The organism is Streptomyces griseus subsp. griseus (assembly GCF_000720255.1).
GTDB classification, from domain to species: domain Bacteria; phylum Actinomycetota; class Actinomycetes; order Streptomycetales; family Streptomycetaceae; genus Streptomyces; species Streptomyces griseus_I.
This window is the reverse complement of the sequence record NZ_JOJE01000013.1, coordinates 220,864-239,952: the sequence shown is the minus strand read 5'-3', so window position 1 is coordinate 239,952 and position 19,089 is coordinate 220,864. Positions and strand designations below refer to the sequence as shown.

Genomic DNA, 19,089 nt, shown 5'->3' with positions numbered 1-19,089 from the left:
CCCTCACTCACAGCGCGATCGGTCTGTAGGCCAGCGCGGCGTCCACGATCTGCTCAGGCGTGGGGCCGTCCGGTAGGCCCTCTGCCCGCGGATGGAAGATGAGGTTGAGCGCGCGAGGATGCAGCACGTTGCTTTCGAGGGTCTCGATCATCTCGGTCTCCTCCTCCTCGGTTCCCTCCGCGGACATGATCCTTCCGACCAGCTCCACGAGTTGCTCACGCGTCACGCGGGCACCCCCGGTTCAACCGAGGCCACCGACACCAACTCCCGCAGCTTCTCCAGGCGTTCCCTCGACTCCGCGTCCACCGGTACGTACGTCACCATGCGCGCGCCGAAGTCCGGGCTGAGCCACAGGTCGGTGTGGTCGAGGGTGAGGAGGCCTACGGAGGGGTTGAGGAACTGTTTGGTCTTGCCGCGGTTGACGACCACCTCGTAGCGCTCCCAGTTCTCGCGGAACTCGGGGGATTCCGTCTTCAGGCGGTTGACCAGCATCTTCCAGGCCGGCTCGGTCAGGTGGCCCGCCATGGAGGCGCGGAACTTCGCTGCCATGAGCCGTCTGGACTCGTCGAGGTGGAGGATCGCCGCGCGCCAGGCGGGGTCGGTGTGGATGAGGACGAGGCAGTTGCGGTCCTCGGGCGGCACCGCGTCCAGGTCGCCCAACAGGCGGGCGTAGGTGCGGTTGTAGGCGAGGATGTCGTACCGGCTGTTCTGGATGCACGCCGGGATCGGCTCCAGCTCGCGCAGCATCCGGCGGAGCGCCGGTGTGACGCTGGGGCACTCCGCGGCGGGCGTCGGGTCGGTGGAGCCCGCGAGTTGGAAGAGGTGGGCGCGTTCGCCGGCGTCCAGGCGGAGGGTGCGGGCGAGGGCGTCCAGGACCTGGACGGAGACCTGGATGTCCCGGGCCTGTTCGAGCCAGGTGTACCAGGTGACGCCGACCGCCGAGAGCTGGGCCACCTCCTCGCGGCGCAGGCCGGGCGTGCGCCGGCGCCGGCCGCGTGGCAGGCCCACCTGCTCGGGGGTGATCCGCTCACGGCGGCTGCGCAGGAAGACGGCCAGTTCGTGCCGCCGTATCTGCGTCTCGGCGCCGGCCATGTGGCGCGGGGGCGTCGCCTCGGACATCGTGGTCATGCCCTCCAGACTGCCGTCCGCCGGACCCTGTTGCCAGGTACTCGTTCTACCAGGATAAGGAGACTCTGGTACCAGGCTCCGGCTGAGCGCAGGGTCGTCCTCGTGACCGACATCCATACCGAGATACCTGCCCGCACGTCAGCCCCGGCACCGGCCGGCTCCCCCACCCTCACCGGCCCCGGCCTTTTCACCGTGCTCCTCGCCGCCGCCCTCCCCCTCATCGACTTCTTCATCGTCAACGTCGCCCTGCCCACCATCGGCGCGGACCTCTCCGCGAGCGAGGCGGTCCTCGAACTCGTCGTCGCCGGGTACGGCGTCGCGTACGCCGTGCTGCTCGTGCTCGGCGGCCGGCTCGGTGACCTGTTCGGGCGGCGGCGCCTGTTCCTCGGCGGGATGGCGGCCTTCGGCGTGACCTCGCTGGCGTGCGGGCTCGCGCCGGACGCCTGGACGCTGGTGGCGGCGCGGGTCGCGCAGGGCGCGTCGGCCGCGGCGATGCTGCCGCAGGTGCTGGCCACCATCCAGGCGACCACGTCCGGGGCGCGCCGCGCCCGGGCGATGGGACTGTACGGTGCGACCGCCGGGCTGGCCATGGTGGCGGGGCAGATCCTCGGTGGCGTGCTGGTCGCCGCCGACCTCGCCGGTACGGGCTGGCGCGCGGTGTTCCTCGTCAACGTGCCCGTCGTCGTGGTCGGACTGGTTCTCGCCGCGCGTGTCCTGCCGGAGACCCGCTCCGCGCGTCCCGAGCCGGTGGACGGGCCCGGCACCGTCCTGCTCGCCGTGTCGCTGCTGACGCTGCTCGCCCCGCTCACCGAGGGGCGGGCCGCGGGGTGGCCGCTGTGGACGTGGCTGTCGCTGGCGGCGTTCCCGTTCGCGGCGGCGGCATTCTACGCGGTGGAGCGCCGGGCGGACCGGAGGGGCCGTACGCCGCTCGTGCCGCCGAGCCTGTTCGCGCTGGTGTCGCTGCGGCGGGGTCTGGTGCTGCTGGTGCCGTTCGGGATCGGCTTCAGCGGGTTCATGTTCGTGATCGCGGTGGCGTTGCAGCGGGGCGCCGGGCTCGGTCCGGTCGCGGCGGGACTGGCGCTGGCGCCGATGGCGGTGGTGTTCTTCTTCGTCTCGCTCGCCGGGCCCCGGCTGGTCGCCCGGTACGGCACGCGGGTGGTGCCGGCGGGTGCCGTGTTGCAGGGGATCGGTGTGGCCCTGATGGCCTGGGCGGCCTGGCATTCCTGGCCCGACCTCGGCCTCGTCGAGCTGTTTCCCGGGGCGGCCGTCGCCGGTGCCGGGCAGGCGCTCCAGCTTCCCGTCGTGCTGCGGATCGTGCTGTCCGAGGTGCCGGCCGCTCGTGCCGGGGTGGGCGGCGGCGTGATGATCACCACCCAGCAGTCGGCGCTGGCGCTCGGCGTGGCCACGCTGGGCACCCTCTTCCTCTCCCTGATCCCCGGCCTGGGCATGCGGGATGCCCTGGTCACCACGCTCCTGGTGCAGCTGGCGGGAGTGGTCCTGACCGGACTGCTGAGCCTGCGGCTGCCGCGTACGACGAGCTGAACGGGCCACCATTCCGGCTACGACTTGGTCAACTCGTCACCCGCGACATCCCCTTGATGTCGATCGGGCCCCACACTGCTCGCATGCCACAGATGTCCACGAGCAAGGTGAGCCGCTGGGACCAGCACGGCCGCGAGCACATAGTCCGGGTGCAGCGCACCGGCGTGCAGCGCACGATCCGGTGCGAGACGTGCGGCTGGCGCAAAGGGGCGCAGTTCCTGCCCTGGCTGAAGGCCGAGGAGCACCTGGCGGAGGCCCATCAGGCGACGGTGAATCCCTCGGAGGGGTCTCGGCCGCGATGAGTTCCGGGGGGCCGGGGAGTCATAGCCGGGGAGAGTGACGACTCGTACGCATCGGAGAGGCCCGCCATGAGCGTTCTGCACGAGACCCTGCGACGGCGCGTGGACGACGGCACGGTGCCGGGGGCGGTGGGCCTGGTGGCCCGCGGCGACGAGGTGGAGGTGGTGGCCGTCGGTTCGGTCGACGCCGAGGGCTCCGCCCCGATGACCCGGGAGTCGCTGTTCCGGATCGCCTCGATCACCAAGCCGATCACGGCGGCGGCGCTGCTGATGCTGGTGGAGGAGGGGCGGGTGGCGTTGGAGGCGCCGGTGGCGGAGTGGCTGCCGGAGCTGGCGGATCCGGTCGTGGTCCGTACGCCGTCCGCTCCCGTGGACGACGTGGTCCCGGCGGACCGTCCGATCACCGTCGCGGACCTGCTGAGCTCCCGGCCCGGGTGGGGGTTCCCCTCGGACTTCTCGCTCCCGGCGGTGCAGGCCCTGTTCGGGGTGCAGAAGGACGGGCGGGGCCCGCAGGCGTTTCCCGACCCGGACACCTGGCTGGCCGATCTCGCCCGGGTGCCGCTGCTGTACCAGCCCGGTGCGGCGTGGCTGTACCAGACGGCGTCCGACCTGCAGGGCGTTCTGATCGCGCGGGCGTCGGGGCGTACGCTCCCCGACTTCCTGGCGGAGCGGCTGTTCGAGCCGCTGGGCATGAAGGACACGGCGTTCGAGGTGCCGGAAGACAAGCGGGACCGGTTCACCACCGCTTACCGGCCCGATGGGGTGGGGGCGTTGGAGGTGACGGACCGGCCGGACGGGCAGTGGAGCCGGGTCCCGGCCTTCCCCGCCGGCGGCGGTGGGCTGGTCTCGACGGCCGACGACTGGCTGGCCTTCGCCCGGCTGCTGCTGGACGGGGGCGGCGGGCTCCTCTCCCCCACGTCGGTGAGCCGTATGACGAGCAATCACCTCAGCGCGGAACAACGGGAGCTCGGGCGCCTCTTCATGGAGGGCCAGGGCTGGGGCTACGGCGGCAGTGTGGATGTCGCTCCGGTGGACCCGTGGAACGTGCCCGGCCGGTACGGCTGGGTCGGCGGCACCGGGACCACGGCCCATGTCGTGCCCACCAGCGGGACGGTCACCATCCTGCTGACCCAGGTGGCGATGGAGAATCCCACGCCGACTCCGCTGATGAAGGAGTTCTGGCACCGCACGGCGACCGGCCCGTCCCGGGGCCGGGAGTCCTAGGCCGCCCGCAGCCCCCGTACCACCAACTCCACGACCGCCTCGAACTCCGCCTCGATGCCCGGCTGTTCCCAGGCGCGGGCGTGGCAGGGGTCGTGGAAGCGGTCGGTGGCGTGGAAGACGGCGCCGGCGGCTGCCGCGGGGTCGGGGGCGGTGAAGACGCCGGACTCGGCGCCCGCGCGGACGATTCGTTCCAGTTGCCCGGTGAGGTCCGCGAGGTGCTCGGCGACCGCCTCGCCGCTCTCGCCGGCCAGTACCGAGTACGTGGCGAACAGCTCGGGGTCGAGGCCCGCCTTGCGGCGCTTGGCGGCGAAGAGGGACGCGAGCCAGTCGCGCAGTCGGGCCTCGGGAGTGCGGTCCTCGTCGGCGGCGATGCCCGCCAGCGCCTCGGACGTACGGTCCAGCCAGCGTTTGGTCACCGCTTCCCGCAGCGCGGCCTTCGTGCGGAAGTGCCGGTAGACACTGCCGTGGCTGACGCCGAGCGCGCGGGCCACGTCGACCACGGTGGCCTTGGCCGGGCCGTGGCGGCGCAGCACCTCCTCGGTCGCCACGAGGATGCGCTCGGCGGTCAGGGTCTCGCTGGTCGGTGCCATGGGACAGACCGTACCCGGCGCGGGATCAGCGTTCGACGTGTGCCATCTGGGCGGCCGGGTAGCGGTCGCCGGCGGCGGCCCCGGCGGGCACGGCCTCCTCGATGGCGGTGAGGTCGGCCGGCTCCAGCGTCACCTCCAGCGCGCCCAGCGACTCCGCCAGCCGCTCCCGGGTGCGGGCGCCGACCAGCGGCACGATGTCGTCGTTGTGCTGCGAGCCCCGCGAGAGCACCCAGGCGATGGCGATCTGCGCGACGCTGACGCCCTTCTGTTCGGCGATCTTCCGCAGCGCCTCCACCAGGTTCAGGTTGTGCTGGAGGTTCTCGCCCTGGAAGCGCGGGGCGAAGGCACGGATGTCGTCTGCGGCGAGCTGCCGGTCGGCGGTGAAGTGGCCGGAGATGAGTCCGCGGGAGAGGACGCCGTAGGCCGTGACGGCGATGCCCAGTTCGCGGGTGGTCGGCAGGATCGACTCCTCGATGCCGCGCGAGATGAGGGAGTACTCGATCTGGAGATCGGTGATCGGGGCGGTGGCGGCGGCCCGGCGGATCGTGTCGGCGCCGACCTCGCTCAGGCCGACATGGCGGACGTACCCCTTCTCGATCAGTTCCGTGATCGCGCCGACCGTCTCCTCGATGGGGACGTCGGAGTCGAGCCGGGCGAGGCGGTACACGTCGATGTGGTCGACGCCGAGGCGCTGGAGCGAGTAGGCGGCGAAGTTCTTCACGGCGGCCGGGCGGCCGTCGTAGCCGAACCACTGGCCGTCCGGGCCGCGCAGCGCGCCGAACTTCACGCTGATCAGGGCCTGTTCGCGGTGGGCCGCGGGTGCGGTGCGCAGGGCTTCGCCGATCAGCAGCTCGTTGTGGCCCATGCCGTAGAAGTCGCCGGTGTCCAGCAGGGTCACGCCGGCCTCCAGGGCGGCGTGGATCGTGGCGATGGACTCGGCCCGGTCCGCGCCGCCGTACAGCGCGGACATGCCCATGCAGCCGAGGCCGAGGGCGGAGACCTGGGGGCCGGTCGTTCCGAGAGGACGGGTTCGCGGTGTCATGGCTCCACCCTCGCACGGCGTGCTGACAGATTTCAATATCTGTCAGCTGTTATTTGTCATCTGTCCGGTCGAGCGGCCCTGGCACCCCGAGGACAATGAGAGATGTCGGCGTGCAGTCACCTCGGCGGCGCCTGCCGCCGGCCGAGCGGACCTCTGCGCCGTCGTGTGGGAGGCGAGCGATGACCATCCGTATCGGCACCTTCAACGCGGAGAACCTCTTCCACCGCCCCAAGGTCTTCGCGCTCCAGGACGACACCGAGCGCGACAGAGCCCTCGACGACTTCAACGAACTGGTCGCCCTTCTCGAGAAGGACACCTACACGCCGGCGGACAAGGACCGGATCGCCGAGCTGATCAAGGAGAACCAGGCCCACAACGGGGAGCCCGACAGCCCCCGGCCGTTCTTCATCAACGAGCTCAAGGGAACGGGCGCCAAGCTGTTCACGGTGAGCGGGCCCGTGGCGAACCCCACCATCAAGATCGTGGCCAAGGGGCGTGGCGACTGGCCCGGTTGGGCCGAGCTGGTGCGCGGCGACCTCAGCTGGCAGGCCGTGCAGAACACCGGACGCGTGGTCGTCGAGGTGAACGCCGACGTCCTGCTCATGGTGGAGGTCGAGGACCGTCTCACCCTGGAGCGCTTCAACGAGCACGTCGTCGGCGAGACGCTGGGGCACCAGCCGTACCCCTTCAACCTGCTGATCGACGGCAACGACCCCCGGGGTATCGACGTCGGGATCCTCAGCCGCCACCCCGTCACGTCCGTGCGGTCGCACCTCTTCGACCCCGGGCAGGGCGGCCGGCGCCTGTTCAGCCGGGACTGCCCGGAGTTCGAGATCGCCGTCAACGGCACGCCCCTGTGGATCCTCGGCAACCACTTCAAGAGCAAGAGGGGCGGCGGCGCAGGGCTGCGCGCGGCCCAGGCCAAGCGTGTCCGCCAGCTCTACGAGGCCGCCCTGCAGCGCTCGGACCACGTCGTGGTCGCCGGCGACCTCAACGACTTCATGGCCAGCCCCCCGGTCAAGACCCTCCTGGACGCGGGCCTGAAGGACGCGATGACCCACCGCACCTACACGGGAGACCCCGGCACCCACGGCCCGGGCACGGGCGAGGAGGACAAGCTCGACTACGTGATGTTCTCCCCCGCCCTGTGGGACCTGGTCGAGCACGTCGAGGTCGAACGACGGGGCATCTGGGCCCCCAGGACCTTCAAGTCCTTCCCGACGGTGACCTCACACGCCACCCAGGCCTCGGACCACGCGTCTGTCTACGCGGACGTGGACCTATAGACGCAGAGTTCCCCGAGCCCCTTCAGGGGCGCGGGGAACTGCGCGACAAGCCACAACGAACCCGCGGCCGGCCGAAAACGGAACCAGGCAGACCCGGCCCCGCAAAACCACCTAGCAGCCGACGAGCCGCCCAGCCAGGTACCCCTCGATCTGGTCCAGCGACACGCGCTCCTGCTTCATCGTGTCCCGCTCCCGCACCGTGACCGCGTTGTCCTCGAGCGTGTCGAAGTCGACGGTCACGCAGTACGGCGTCCCGATCTCGTCCTGGCGACGGTAGCGGCGCCCGATCGCACCGGCGTCGTCGAACTCGATGTTCCAGTTCTGACGCAGCGCCTGCGCGAGCCCCTTCGCCTTCGGCGACAGCTCCGCGTTGCGCGACAGCGGCAGCACGGCGACCTTCACCGGGGCCAGGCGGTGGTCCAGGCGCAGCACGGTGCGCTTCTCCAGCTTGCCCTTGGCGTTGGGCGCCTCGTCCTCGACGTACGCGTCCAGCAGGAACGCCAGCATCGCGCGGCCGACACCGGCCGCCGGCTCGATGACGTACGGCGTCCAGCGCTCGCCGGCCTCCTGGTCGAAGAAGGACAGGTCCTGGCCGGAGGCCTTGGAGTGGGCGCCGAGGTCGTAGTCGGTGCGGTTGGCCACGCCCTCCAGCTCGCCCCACTCGCTGCCGCCGAACTGGAAGCGGTACTCAATGTCGGCGGTGCGCTTGGAGTAGTGGGAGAGCTTCTCCTTCGGGTGCTCGTACCACCGCATGTTCTCTTCACGCAGGCCGAGACCGGTGTACCAGTTCCAGCGCTGCTCCATCCAGTACTCCTGCCACGTCTCGTCCTCGCCCGGCTTGACGAAGAACTCCATCTCCATCTGCTCGAACTCGCGGGTGCGGAAGATGAAGTTGCCGGGCGTGATCTCGTTGCGGAAGGACTTGCCCATCTGGGCGATGCCGAACGGCGGCTTCTTGCGCGAAGCGACCTGCACCTGGGCGAAGTTGGTGAAGATGCCCTGGGCGGTCTCGGGGCGCAGGTAGGCGACGGAGCCGGAGTCCTGCGTGGGACCGAGGTGGGTGGAGAGCAGACCGGAGAACTGCTTGGGCTCGGTGAAGGTGCCCTTGTTGCCGCAGTTGGGGCAGTTCAGGTCCGCCAGGCCGTTCTCCGGCAGGCGGTTGTGCTTGGCCTCGTAGGCCTCCTCCAGGTGGTCCGCGCGGAACCGCTTGTGGCAGGAGGTGCACTCGGTGAGCGGGTCGGTGAAGGTGGCGACGTGGCCGGAGGCGACCCAGACCTCGGGGGCAAGGATCACGGACGAGTCGAGACCGACCACGTCCTCGCGCGACGTCACCATGTAGCGCCACCACTGGCGCTTGAGGTTCTCCTTGAGCTCGACACCCAGCGGTCCGTAGTCCCAGGCGGCGCGCTGACCGCCGTAGATCTCACTGCAGGGGAATACAAAGCCACGGCGCTTGCTCAGGCTGACGATGGTGTCGATCTTGTCGGCGGCCACGGTGCTCTCTTCATTACGACGACGGGCGATCGAAGCGAGATGCTTCCAGCGAATGCTTCAGCGTACCGGCGGGGACTCCCCCTCATCCAAATCGGTTGACCCCGCGGACCTCCCACCGGCTTCTTACCGGCCCCCGCACGAGGTTTGTTGACAACGGTTTCCATATTTGTTGAAAATGACTGTCATGAACGTACGACGACTCATACCGGCGACCGCGGTCGCGGCGACCACCGCACTCGGCCTCGCCACCCTCTCCGCCTGCTCCGGCGAGAGCGCGGCCGCGGGCAACACGGACAAGTTCGACGTCGTCGCGTCGTTCTACCCGATGGCCTTCCTCGCCGAGCAGATCGGCGGCGACCACGTCCATGTCACCAGTCTCACCGAGCCCGGCCAGGAACCGCACGACCTGGAGATCAGCGCCAAGCAGACCGCCCAGCTCCAGGAGTCCGACGCGGTCCTGTACCTGAAGAACCTGCAGCCCTCCGTGGACGACGCCGTCGCCCAGTCCGAGGTCAAGACGAAGATCGACGCGGCCTCCCTGACCTCGCTGGAGAAGCACGGCAACGAGGTCGGCGGGCACGCGGCCGAGCACGACGACCACAAGAACGAGGAGCTCGCCGGTCTCGACCCCCACATCTGGCTGGATCCGGTGCGCTACTCCCAGGTCGCCGAGGGCGTCGGCAAGGCCTTCGAGAAGGCCGACCCCGACCACGCGGCCGACTACAAGAAGAACACCGCGGCCCTCGTGAAGCGGCTCGGCGACCTGAACACGCAATTCAAGGACGGGCTGGCGAACACGAAGACCAAGGTCTTCGTCACCACCCACGCCGCGTTCGGCTACCTCGCCGAGCGCTACGGCCTGACCGAGGAGGCCATCAACGGCCTCGACCCCGAGTCGGAGCCGAGCGCCGCGCGCGTGAAGGACCTTGAGAAGATGGCGAAGGCCGACGGCGTCACCACCGTGTTCTACGAGACGCTCGTCAGCGACAAGACCGCGAAGACCATCGCCGAGGACTCCGACCTGAAGACGGACGTCCTCGACCCGATCGAGGGCATCACCAAGAAGTCCCGGGGCAAGGACTACTTCTCGGTCATGGAGTCCAACCTCAAGGCACTGCAGAACGCCCTGGGAACCAAGTGATCGTTACGGAGGGCGTCATGGACGCGAAGGCCGAGCCCGTCATTTCGCTGCGCGGTGTCCGCGCCGAGCTGGGTTCGCGCCCCGTCCTGCGCGGCATCGACCTCACCGTGCACCGCGGTGAGGTCGTCGCGCTGCTCGGCGCGAACGGCTCCGGCAAGTCGACCGCCGTACGCAGCGTCATCGGCCAGGTGCCGATCGGCGCCGGCGAGATCGAGCTGTTCGGCGCCCCGCACCGGCGCTTTGGCGACTGGGCGCGGGTGGGCTACGTACCACAGCGCACCACGGCCGCGGGCGGCGTACCGGCGACCGTGACCGAGATCGTCACGTCCGGGCGGCTGTCCCGGGCCCGCTTCGGCGTGCTCCGCAAGGCCGACCACGCCGCCGTGCGACGGGCCCTGGAGCTGGTCGGGATGGCGGACCGGGCCAAGGACTCGGTGGACGCGCTGTCCGGCGGCCAGCACCAGCGGGTGCTGATCGCCCGCGCGCTCGCCGCGGAACCCGAACTGCTGATCATGGACGAGCCGATGGCGGGCGTGGACCTGGCGAGCCAGGAGGTGCTCGCGCAGACGCTCAGGACCCAGGTGGCCGGCGGTGCGACGGTCCTGCTCGTCCTGCACGAACTGGGCCCACTGGAGCCCCTGATCGACCGGGCCGTCGTCCTGCGCGACGGCTGCGTGACGCACGACGGGCCGCCCCCGCGCGCCGTCGGCCAGCACGCGCTGCCCGGCCACGACCACGTACACCCGCACGCTCCGGCGGGCGCCGAACCGATCCGCACGGGACTGCTGAGCTGATGGACTTCCTCGACTACGCCTTCATGCAGCGGGCGCTGCTCGCCGCCGTCCTCGTCGGCATCACCGCCCCCGCCGTCGGCATCTACCTCGTCCAGCGCCGCCAGGCCCTGATGGGCGACGGCATCGGTCACGTCGCGATGACCGGCGTCGGCCTCGGCTTCCTGCTGTCGGCCTCCCCGGTGTGGATGGCCACGGCCGTCTCCGTCCTCGGCGCGATCCTGATGGAGCTGATCCGCTGGTACGGCCGCACCCGCGGCGACATCGCCCTCGCGATGCTCTTCTACGGCGGTATGGCCGGCGGTGTGATGTTCATCAACCTCGCGCCGACGGGCTCCAACGCCAACCTCACCTCGTACCTCTTCGGCTCCCTCTCGACCGTCTCCGAGGAGGACGTGACCTCGATCTGCCTGCTCGCGGCGTTCGTGGTCGTCGTCACCCTGGGCCTGCGCCGCCAGTTGTTCGCGGTCAGCCAGGACGAGGAGTTCGCGCGGGTGACGGGCCTGCCGGTGCGGGCCCTGAACCTGCTCACTGCGGTCACGGCGGCGGTGACCGTGACGGTCGCCATGCGCGTGGTCGGGCTGCTCCTCGTCTCCGCGCTGATGGTCGTCCCCGTGGCGGCCGCACAGCAGCTCACCCGCAGCTTCGCCGCGACCTTCGCGGTCGCCGTGGCCATCGGCGTGAGCGTGACCATCGGCGGCACCGTCACCTCGTACTACCAGGACGTGCCGCCCGGCGCGACGATCGTGCTGCTGACCATCGGCGCGTTCATCGTCATGACGGCCCTCGCCGCTCCGCTGGCCCGGCGCAGGGCGCGTGCGCTGGCCGCCGCGCAGACCGCCGGGGATCCCGGAGAATGCACGATTCCGGCCACCCGGGAGGCCGGCGACGGAGTCGGCGTCTGACCGCGCACAGGCCGGGCTGGCACAATGGCCCGGCAGGTGCAGACGTGTGAGGAGGCAACCGGTGACGACCGCTGGACCGCCCGTGAAGGGCCGCGCCACCCGGCAGCGGGCCGCCGTGGCGGCGGCCCTCGATGAGGTCGACGAGTTCCGCAGCGCGCAGGAACTGCACGACATGCTCAAGCACAAGGGCGATTCCGTCGGCCTGACCACGGTCTACCGCACGTTGCAGAACCTCGCCGACGCAGGCGAGGTCGACGTCCTGCGCACCTCCGACGGCGAGTCCGTCTACCGCCGCTGCTCCACCGGCGAACACCACCACCACCTCGTCTGCCGCGGCTGCGGCAAGGCGGAGGAGGTCGAGGGCCCGGCCGTCGAGAAGTGGGCCGAGGCGATCGCCGCGGAACACGGGTACGTCAACGTGGCCCATACGGTGGAGATCTTCGGCACCTGCGCGGACTGCGCGGCGAACTGAGCGGGGCGCGGGAACTTCGCCCCGGCCCCTTTACCGGCTCGTGGAGTGGGCCGGTGTCTGCGTGCCGCCGGTCGGCATCGGCCTGCGGACCGTGCTGAACAGGCGGGACAGGATGGCCGAGCGGCCCTGGTCGGCGGTGTTCGGCGCGATGGCGGCCACGCCCGCCGCGAGCCACTGGTCCCACTCCGGGCGGTCGGCCGGGTCGAGGCGGCCGTGGGCCTCGGCCAGGTCCAGGATCCTGGTGCCTATCTCCGTCGCCATCGAGCCCCCGTGGAAGCGGTAGCGGCTGCCTATGACCCCGAGGTGACACACGTCCGCCCGACCGCCGGACAGGGCGAGGGAGATGTTGAGGAAGGTCTCCACGCCGAAGTCCGGCGGCAGTTCGACGTCGCGCAGGTATCGAGTGCGCACGGCACGGAAGCCGCTGAGGGCGTGCGCCCCGTGGTAGCCGACCTCCGGGAAGAACCGTGAGGTGAGCGGCTCGTAGATGGTGAAGGTGGACGCCAGGATGGTGCCCGGGTGGTCGTACTCGAAGTCGCCGACCACCTGGTCGGCCGTGCCGCCGGCCGCGGTCTCCCGGAGCAGTGCAGGAACGTTTCTCTCGGAGGTGACGACATCGGAGTCGAGGAAGCACGTCCACTCGTGGTCCACCGTCGACACGGCCAGTTGCATGGCCGCGCCCTTGCCGAGCGGCCCGTCCAGCACCTCCGCACCCGCCTCGCGTGCCCGCCGGGCCGTGTCGTCGGTCGACCCGCTGTCCACGACCAGGACCCGGTCGCCGGGCTGCGCCGCCTGAAGGGCCTGACCGACGATCGTGGCCACCGTGGCCTCTTCGTTGTGTGCCGGAATCACGAACGCGAACAAGCGGAACCCCTGTTGAGATCGAGAGCAGTCGCTCACGATCTTAAATCGCACACCGGCGACGGGCTGTTCCCGCCCGCGGCTACGAGGTGGCCTGCCGGTCCGGCGTCTCCCCCTCCACGGCCCCCTGCATGGCCTGCTCCATGGCCATGAGTTCCTCGTTCGGGATCGCGCCGCCGAACCGCCGGTCCCGCGAGGCGAACTCGAGGCACGCCCGCCACAGGTCACGACGGTCGAAGTCCGGCCACAGGACGTCCTGGAAGACCATCTCGGCGTACGCGCTCTGCCAGAGCAGGTAGTTGGAGGTGCGCTGCTCGCCGCTGGGCCGCAGGAAGAGATCGACGTCCGGCATGTCCGGGTAGTACATGTACTTCGCGAAGGTCTTCTCGTTGACCTTCGACGGGTCGAGCCGTCCGGCCCGGACGTCCTCGGCGAGGGCCTGAGCGGCGTCGGCGATCTCCGCGCGGCCGCCGTAGTTCATGCAGAAGTACAGCGTGAGCCGGTCGTTGTCCTTCGTCTGCTCCTGGGCGATCTGGAGCTCCTTGGCCACCGACTTCCACAGCTTGGGCATACGGCCCACCCAGCGCACCCGGATGCCCAGCGCGTCGAGCTGGTCGCGGGTCTTGCGGATGAAGTCGCGGTTGAAATTCATGAGGAAGCGCACCTCGTCCGGCGAGCGCTTCCAGTTCTCGGTGGAGAAGGCGTACAGCGAGATGGCGCCTACGCCGATCTCGACAGCGCCCTGCAGGACGTCCAGCACGCGCTCGGCGCCGACCTTGTGGCCCTCCGTGCGCGGCAGCCCGCGCTCCTTGGCCCAGCGTCCGTTCCCGTCCATGACGATCGCCACATGGTTGGGGACCAGCTCACCGGGGAGCTTCGGCGGGCGGGCGCCGGACGGGTGCGGCTCCGGCGTCCGGTACTCGCGGCGCTGGCGTCCCAGGAACCCGCGTACGACCATGGTGCTTCTCGTCTCCTCGTGCTTGCTTGCTAGGACTTTTCGACGTAACGAAGGGAGCGCAGCCCGCGCTCCAGATGCCAGTGCAGGTAGGCGGACACCAGCCCGCTGCCCTCCCGGACGTACCGCGGCTCCGACGCGTCCGCGGTCTCCCAGTCTCCCGTAAGCAGCGCGCCGAGGAGTTCCAGGGTCTGCGGCGACGGTACGACACTGCCGGGCGCCCGGCAGTCGACGCAGACCGAGCCGCCGGAGGCGACGGAGAAGAACCGGTTGGGTCCGGGCAGGCCGCACTTCGCACAGTCGCTGAAGGTGGGGGCGTACCCGTTGACGGCGAGGGAGCGCAGCAGGAAGGCGTCGAGGACGAGGTGGGGCGCGTGCTCGCCGCGGGCGAGGGTGCGCAGCGCGCCGACGAGCAGCAGATACTGCTGCACGGCGGGCTCCCCCTCATGATCCGTGAACCGCTCGGCGGTCTCCAGCATGGCCGTCCCCGCGGTGTACCGCGCGTAGTCGGCGACGATCCCGCCCCCGTACGGCGCGATGGTCTCGCTCTGTGTGCACAGCGGCAGGCCGCGCCCGATCAGCTCGCTGCCCCGGGCGAAGAACTGCACGTCGACGTGGGAGAAGGGCTCCAGCCGCGCCCCGAACTTCGACTTGGTCCGCCGCACTCCCCTGGCCACGGCCCGCACCCGCCCGTGCCCCCGTGTGAGCAGCGTGATGATCCGGTCCGCCTCACCCAGCTTCTGGGTGCGCAGCACGATGCCGTCGTCGCGGAACAGACTCATGGCCCCATTCTCCCGTACGCGCGAAGTCAGCGTGCCCGGTCGGGCCGGCCGATGGCGTCCCAGGGGTCCAGATTCCAGGGGCTGGCCCGGTTGGCGGGATCGAGCAGGGAGCGCAGATGGGTGTCGGCGGCGGCCTGCGGGGCGGGGAGGTCGCCGTCGGAGACGCCCTTGAGGTTGTCGCGCCACACCTGCCGCCCCAGCAGATAGTGATCGGCGTACTCCTGCCAGGAGGCGTACGTCCCCACCAGCGCCGGCACGATGTTCTTCAGCGCGGTCCAGGCCTCGGTCTCGGTGAGCATCCCGCAGCCGAAGCCGCGCCGCGAGATGTCGACGTACAGGGCGGCGTCCCAGGCGAGCGGCGAGACCCCGAGCACCTGCCGCGCCCGCGCCCGGTACCCACTGCGCGCCAGCCCGTCCAGCCGCCGGGCCAGATCGTCCCGCGAGGTGATCTCCCACTGCTCGGCCAGCCAGCGCCGGGCACTGTCGTGGTCGATCCGCGTGAACGGGTACAGCGTCGTCCGCGACGCGTTCCGGTCCCGGCTCACCGGCGCACTCAACGACACCATCCACAGCTGGTGCGCGCTGAGGGGAACGGGGTACTCGCGTTCGGCTCTTGCCCGCCTTCGCCATCTCCACATGCTCGACAAGCGCATGGGGCCGCACCCTATGTCGCACCGGCACGGGCCGCCGGACCTCCTTCAGGGGGTGTCCCTGGGCGAGGCCAGGGGTAAACCCCCGCACAAACAGGGGCGTTGCCCGGATGTGGCACGTCGGCGTGATCCACGAGGCTCGTGTCCATGAAGCAGATCGCGAAGATTCTCGCCGCCTCCGTCACTGTTCTCGGCCTCGCCGCACCGCTCACCGGCTCCGCGTCGGCGTCGTCCCCTTCGGCTCTCGGCGCCGCCCCCGCCCTCCGCTGGACGGCCTGCGCGGGCAGCGCGCCCGATGCCCGTCAGCGGTGCGCCACGCTCAAGGTGCCGATGGACTACGCACGGCCCGGAGGCCGGACCATCGACCTCGTCGTGTCCAGGATCCCGAGTGAGAGGCCCTCGGCGCGCCGGGGCGCGTTGGTGCTGATTCCCGGTGGGCCAGGCGGGTCGAGTCTCAACGACCCCTCGGGGAAGGGGCAGAAGTTGCCGCAGGACGTGCGGGACGCGTACGACCTGATCGGGTTCGCACCTCGTGGGCTCGCGCCCTCCACCTCCGTCAGCTGTGGGCTCGACCACGCCGACCTCGCCCTTTCCAAGCTGCGCCCGTGGCCCGCGGCCGACGGATCCGTCAGGGACAACCTCGTCACCGCGCGGCGGACGGCGGACGCCTGTGCCCGCGACGGTGGGGAGTTGATGCGCCACATCAGTACGGTCGACAACGCACGTGACCTGGACCGTATCCGGGCCGCGCTGGGTGAGCGGAAGATCTCGGCGTGGGGGGTGTCCTACGGGACGTACGTCGGGGCCGTGTACGGCGAGATGTTTCCGCACCGGACCGACCGGGTCGTGCTGGACAGCAACGACGACCCGGACCCGACCCGCGTCGCCCGTGGTTGGCTCGCCGGGCATGAGCGGGGCGTGGAGGACACGTTCCCCCACTTCGCCGCGTGGGCGTCGGCGCCGGGCAACCCGGACCGGGTGGCGGGGACGGCGGCGGAGGTACGGCCACTGTTCCTGCGGTTGGCCGCTCGGTTGGACCGGAAGCCGATTCCGTGGCCCGGCGCCAACCCCGAGGAGCTGAACGGGAACGTACTGCGGCAGACGATGCTGGACAGCCTGTACAGCCCCGGCCGCTATCCCACGCTCGCGCGGCTGATGCTCGCCGCCCGCGACCGCACCGTGCCGCCCGTGCCCGCCTCGCCGCCGGAGCCGGTGCTGCAGAACGTCACCGCGGTCGGCGCCGCCACGCTGTGCAACGACGTGGCGTGGCCCAGGTCGGCCGGCGCGTACCAGAAGGACGTGGACGCGAGCCGCAAGGCCTACCCGCTGACCGCCGGCATGCCGAGGAACGCGATGGTGTGTGCGGCCTGGCCGTACCCGCCTCGCCAGGCACCGGTACGGATCACCGACCGGGGGCCGTCCGACGTGCTCCTCGTGCAGAACGAGCGGGACGTCGCCACCCCGTTGAGCGGTGCCCTGCGGCTGCGTGCGGCCCTCGGTGGGCGTGCCGTCATGGTGACCGTGAACTCCACCGGTCACGACGCCTACCTCGCCAACGGCAATCCCTGCGGCGACGCCACGGTCTCCCGCTTCCTGGCCACGGGCGAGCGTCCCGGCGGAGACGTCCGCTGCCCCTGACCCCGACCCCGCCCCGAGCGACCCCTCAGACGAACCGCCGTACGTACCTCCGCTGCCACGGGGTCTCCACCGCGCCGCGTGCGTAGTGGCGCCGTACGTAGGCGACCGCCTCCTCGGCGGGTACGCCGTCCAGCACGGCGAGGCAGGCCAGTGCCGTCCCCGTGCGTCCACGGCCGCCGCCGCAGGCGATCTCCACGCGCTCGGTGGCGGCCCGCTCCCAGGCCTCGGCGAGGACGGTGCGGGCGGTCTCGCGGTCCGTGGGGAGGCGGAAGTCGGGCCAGCGGAGCCAACGGTGCGTCCAGGGCACGTCGGCGGGCGGGCGGCCCAGGAGGTAGACGCCGTACGAGGGGGCGGTCGCCATCGGGTCGAGGGGGTGGCGCAGGCCGCGGCCGCGGACCAGACGCCCGGACGGCAGCCGGAGTACGCCCGCCTCCTCGGTGCTCCACGCTCTCTCCATGGCCCCATTCCAAACCCGTTCCGCGACCGGGGCAACCGATTCGGCGCAACCGGTGGTCTGGAGGGCGAGGGGGTGCTTGATGCAGGCCGAACTAGAGGCCCAGTTCCAGGAATTCGTCAGGGCGCGGTGGTCCCGTCTGGTGCGGACGGCGTATCTGCTCACGGGGGACGCGCACCACGCCGAGGACCTGACGCAGACGGCGCTGGCGAAGGCGTACCGGTCGTGGCGGCGGGTCGCGCGCACGGACAGTCCGGAGGCGTACGTGCGCCGGATGCTGGTCAGCTGCAACAGCGACCGGTTCCGCAAGCGGCGGGTCAAGGAGGCGCTGACCGCGGCGCCCCCGGAGACGGCGGGGCGCGAGGAGGACGTGCTGCGCGTCGACGAGCGCGGTGCGCTGATCGCCGCGCTCGCGGAACTGCCGCCCAGGCAGCGGGCGGTGGTCGTGATGCGCTACTGGGAGGACCTGTCCGAGGCGGAGGTCGCCGGCGTGCTCGGCTGCTCGCCCGGCACGGTCAAGAGCCAGGCGTCCAAGGGCCTGGCCAAGTTGCGCGCGTACCCGGGTCTGGGCTGGGCGGTGGACCGCCCGGTGCCGAGCCGCACCCCGTCGAAGCAGGGAGGCAGCAGGTGAACGAGGAACGGGACGGAGGTTTCGGGGAGCGGATGGACACGCGGCAGGGGGACCACACGGGCCGGGCGGGGCCGGGAGAGTCCGGGGAGCACGCGGACGGCGAGCAGCACGGCTTCGAGGAGCAGCTGCGTGATCTCCTCGCCGGGGACGCCTACGCGATCCGGCCGTCACCGGCGCCGTATCCGGCGATCCGGCGGCAGGGTGTGCGGGAGCGGCGCCGAAGGTTCGCGGCGGGCGGCGCCGCGCTGGTGGCGCTGGCCGCGCTGCCCGTGGGGGCGCACGCGCTGACCGACGGGGACCGGGGCGTGGACACGGCGTCGGGCCCCACCCCTTCCGTCAGTGCGACGCGGGCGGCGACGCCGTCACCGGCCGCCTCTCCGTCGGGTCCCACGCGGCCGGCCACCTCCGGGCAGCTCCTCGACGGGGTGACCTTCCAGCAGGCGGCGCGGGGCCTGGAGATGTGCCTGGCCTACGACAAGCAGCACGCCGGTAGCCGCGTGGGCAGCTCGGACCTGGGGAAGCCCGCCGACTACCGGATCATCCTGGCGATGCACAGCACCGGCGACTCGAACGCGCCCGGTGACGGCATCCACGTCGTCGCCGTCAAGGAGAAGCCGAAGCAGACCCGGCTGATCTGCAACATCAAGGACGGCGAGACCCAGGGCCTGAACGTCAGTGTGGGCGGCACCTCGGCCCCCGAGGACGGCGCGGCGGTGTACGCCGACATCAACAGCGGCAAGCTGTACCAGCAGTCCTTCCTCGACAAGGGCAACTGGAAGCTTCCATTCCGCTGGGGGATCATCGGCACGGTGCGACCCTCGGTCGCCAAGGTGACCGTCTCCTACGGCGACAGCAGCGCCACGGCCGTTCTGGACCACGGCTGGTTCGTCGCCGACGGCACGCTGAACCAGCAGGTCACGCTGGCGCCGCACATCAAGGGCTACGACGCGGGCGGCAAGCTGGTGTACGACTCCGACAACGACAAGACGTACGAGCGGACGCTGCCGTAACCGACTGACCACCACCACGCGCTGCGTGCCTCTGCGGGGGGAGGCACGCAGCGCTCTTTTCGCAGCGTGGCGCGACCCGTGCCGTTCCGGCGTCGCACACCCGTACGCCCGCGCGGAGTGCACGGCCGACATGGTCAACGCTGCCACCATCCTGTGGAGGAGGACCGCTCGACCCGTGACCCCCCACGCCAGCA

21 protein-coding genes are annotated in these 19,089 nt (G+C 71.0%); 11 read left to right on the top strand and 10 right to left on the bottom strand.

What is annotated here, in order from left to right; translation table 11 throughout:
• Positions 1–7: 7 nt before the first annotated feature.
• Both IG99_RS19780 and IG99_RS19775 read right to left on the bottom strand, forming a co-directional pair.
• Positions 8–226 carry a bacteriocin immunity protein gene (locus IG99_RS19780; RefSeq protein WP_037675777.1) on the bottom strand — a complete coding sequence of 73 codons (219 nt, stop codon included), beginning with the start codon at positions 224–226 and terminating at the stop codon, positions 8–10.
• Positions 223–1,128 (bottom strand): helix-turn-helix transcriptional regulator, encoded by a 906-nt coding sequence (locus tag IG99_RS19775; protein ID WP_051865581.1) that lies wholly within the window; start codon positions 1,126–1,128, stop codon positions 223–225. Before IG99_RS19775 ends, IG99_RS19780 begins: the two co-directional genes overlap by 4 nt.
• A gap of 111 nt (positions 1,129–1,239) precedes the next feature.
• On the opposite strand from IG99_RS19775, the gene IG99_RS19770 reads away from it, so the two are divergent.
• The 3 genes from IG99_RS19770 (at position 1,240) to IG99_RS19760 (ending at position 4,193) form a co-directional block, all read left to right on the top strand.
• Positions 1,240–2,670: an MFS transporter gene (locus IG99_RS19770; RefSeq protein WP_107055972.1), complete on the top strand. Its 1,431-nt coding sequence runs from the start codon at positions 1,240–1,242 to the stop codon at positions 2,668–2,670.
• Between the two features lie 83 nt (positions 2,671–2,753).
• A complete protein-coding gene (locus IG99_RS19765) occupies positions 2,754–2,972 on the top strand; it encodes a hypothetical protein (protein ID WP_037675935.1) in 219 nt (72 codons plus the stop codon).
• Positions 2,973–3,038: 66 nt separating this feature from the next.
• The gene (locus tag IG99_RS19760) at positions 3,039–4,193 is read left to right on the top strand and encodes a serine hydrolase domain-containing protein (RefSeq protein ID WP_037675776.1); all 1,155 of its coding nucleotides are present in this window, start codon (positions 3,039–3,041) and stop codon (positions 4,191–4,193) included.
• On the opposite strand, the gene IG99_RS19755 is transcribed toward IG99_RS19760, so the two are convergent.
• Together IG99_RS19755 and IG99_RS19750 are read right to left on the bottom strand one after the other, a co-directional pair.
• Positions 4,190–4,783: a TetR/AcrR family transcriptional regulator gene (locus tag IG99_RS19755; protein WP_037675774.1), complete on the bottom strand. Its 594-nt coding sequence runs from the start codon at positions 4,781–4,783 to the stop codon at positions 4,190–4,192. The genes IG99_RS19760 and IG99_RS19755 overlap by 4 nt on opposite strands.
• A gap of 25 nt (positions 4,784–4,808) precedes the next feature.
• Positions 4,809–5,825, bottom strand: a complete 1,017-nt coding sequence (locus tag IG99_RS19750) for an aldo/keto reductase (protein ID WP_037675772.1) — start codon at positions 5,823–5,825, stop codon at positions 4,809–4,811.
• Positions 5,826–6,004: 179 nt separating this feature from the next.
• On the opposite strand from IG99_RS19750, the gene IG99_RS19745 reads away from it, so the two are divergent.
• Positions 6,005–7,111: an endonuclease/exonuclease/phosphatase family protein gene (locus IG99_RS19745; RefSeq protein ID WP_037675769.1), complete on the top strand. Its 1,107-nt coding sequence runs from the start codon at positions 6,005–6,007 to the stop codon at positions 7,109–7,111.
• A 111-nt stretch (positions 7,112–7,222) separates the two neighbouring features.
• Here the strand turns inward: IG99_RS19745 and IG99_RS19740 are convergent, their stop codons facing one another.
• Complete coding sequence (locus IG99_RS19740) at positions 7,223–8,605, bottom strand: glycine--tRNA ligase (protein WP_037675768.1); 1,383 nt, start codon at positions 8,603–8,605, stop codon at positions 7,223–7,225.
• Positions 8,606–8,789: 184 nt separating this feature from the next.
• Here IG99_RS19740 and IG99_RS19735 point away from each other — a divergent pair, with 184 nt between their 5' ends.
• From IG99_RS19735 to IG99_RS19720, 4 genes are all read left to right on the top strand, one after another.
• Positions 8,790–9,746 (top strand): metal ABC transporter substrate-binding protein, encoded by a 957-nt coding sequence (locus IG99_RS19735; protein ID WP_037675765.1) that lies wholly within the window; start codon positions 8,790–8,792, stop codon positions 9,744–9,746.
• 17 nt (positions 9,747–9,763) lie between these two features.
• The gene (locus IG99_RS19730) at positions 9,764–10,540 is read left to right on the top strand and encodes a metal ABC transporter ATP-binding protein (RefSeq protein WP_037675764.1); all 777 of its coding nucleotides are present in this window, start codon (positions 9,764–9,766) and stop codon (positions 10,538–10,540) included.
• Positions 10,540–11,442, top strand: coding sequence for a metal ABC transporter permease (locus tag IG99_RS19725; protein WP_037675762.1), 903 nt, complete (start codon positions 10,540–10,542; stop codon positions 11,440–11,442). The genes IG99_RS19730 and IG99_RS19725 overlap by 1 nt, the downstream gene beginning before the upstream one ends.
• A 61-nt stretch (positions 11,443–11,503) precedes the next feature.
• Positions 11,504–11,914 (top strand): Fur family transcriptional regulator, encoded by a 411-nt coding sequence (locus IG99_RS19720; protein WP_037675761.1) that lies wholly within the window; start codon positions 11,504–11,506, stop codon positions 11,912–11,914.
• A 30-nt stretch (positions 11,915–11,944) separates the two neighbouring features.
• On the opposite strand, the gene IG99_RS44210 is transcribed toward IG99_RS19720, so the two are convergent.
• The 4 genes from IG99_RS44210 to IG99_RS19700 all read right to left on the bottom strand — a co-directional run bounded on the left by IG99_RS44210 (position 11,945) and on the right by IG99_RS19700 (position 15,165).
• Complete coding sequence (locus IG99_RS44210) at positions 11,945–12,766, bottom strand: glycosyltransferase family 2 protein (protein WP_267882545.1); 822 nt, start codon at positions 12,764–12,766, stop codon at positions 11,945–11,947.
• 91 nt (positions 12,767–12,857) lie between these two features.
• The gene (locus tag IG99_RS19710; RefSeq protein WP_037675759.1) at positions 12,858–13,733 is read right to left on the bottom strand and encodes an isoprenyl transferase; all 876 of its coding nucleotides are present in this window, start codon (positions 13,731–13,733) and stop codon (positions 12,858–12,860) included.
• 29 nt (positions 13,734–13,762) lie between these two features.
• A complete protein-coding gene (gene recO, locus IG99_RS19705) occupies positions 13,763–14,512 on the bottom strand; it encodes a DNA repair protein RecO (RefSeq protein WP_037675758.1) in 750 nt (249 codons plus the stop codon).
• Between the two features lie 26 nt (positions 14,513–14,538).
• Positions 14,539–15,165: a DUF1266 domain-containing protein gene (locus IG99_RS19700; protein WP_037675757.1), complete on the bottom strand. Its 627-nt coding sequence runs from the start codon at positions 15,163–15,165 to the stop codon at positions 14,539–14,541.
• A 144-nt stretch (positions 15,166–15,309) separates the two neighbouring features.
• Between IG99_RS19700 and IG99_RS19695 the strand changes: the two genes are divergently transcribed.
• Positions 15,310–16,800 (top strand): alpha/beta hydrolase, encoded by a 1,491-nt coding sequence (locus IG99_RS19695; RefSeq protein WP_037675756.1) that lies wholly within the window; start codon positions 15,310–15,312, stop codon positions 16,798–16,800.
• Between the two features lie 25 nt (positions 16,801–16,825).
• On the opposite strand, the gene IG99_RS19690 is transcribed toward IG99_RS19695, so the two are convergent.
• Positions 16,826–17,257: a protein-tyrosine phosphatase family protein gene (locus tag IG99_RS19690; RefSeq protein WP_037675755.1), complete on the bottom strand. Its 432-nt coding sequence runs from the start codon at positions 17,255–17,257 to the stop codon at positions 16,826–16,828.
• 79 nt (positions 17,258–17,336) lie between these two features.
• Here IG99_RS19690 and IG99_RS19685 point away from each other — a divergent pair, with 79 nt between their 5' ends.
• Positions 17,337–17,885 (top strand): SigE family RNA polymerase sigma factor, encoded by a 549-nt coding sequence (locus IG99_RS19685; RefSeq protein WP_037675753.1) that lies wholly within the window; start codon positions 17,337–17,339, stop codon positions 17,883–17,885.
• Positions 17,882–18,895 carry a hypothetical protein gene (locus IG99_RS19680; protein ID WP_234311892.1) on the top strand — a complete coding sequence of 338 codons (1,014 nt, stop codon included), beginning with the start codon at positions 17,882–17,884 and terminating at the stop codon, positions 18,893–18,895. Before IG99_RS19685 ends, IG99_RS19680 begins: the two co-directional genes overlap by 4 nt.
• The last annotated feature ends 194 nt before the right edge of the window (positions 18,896–19,089 follow it).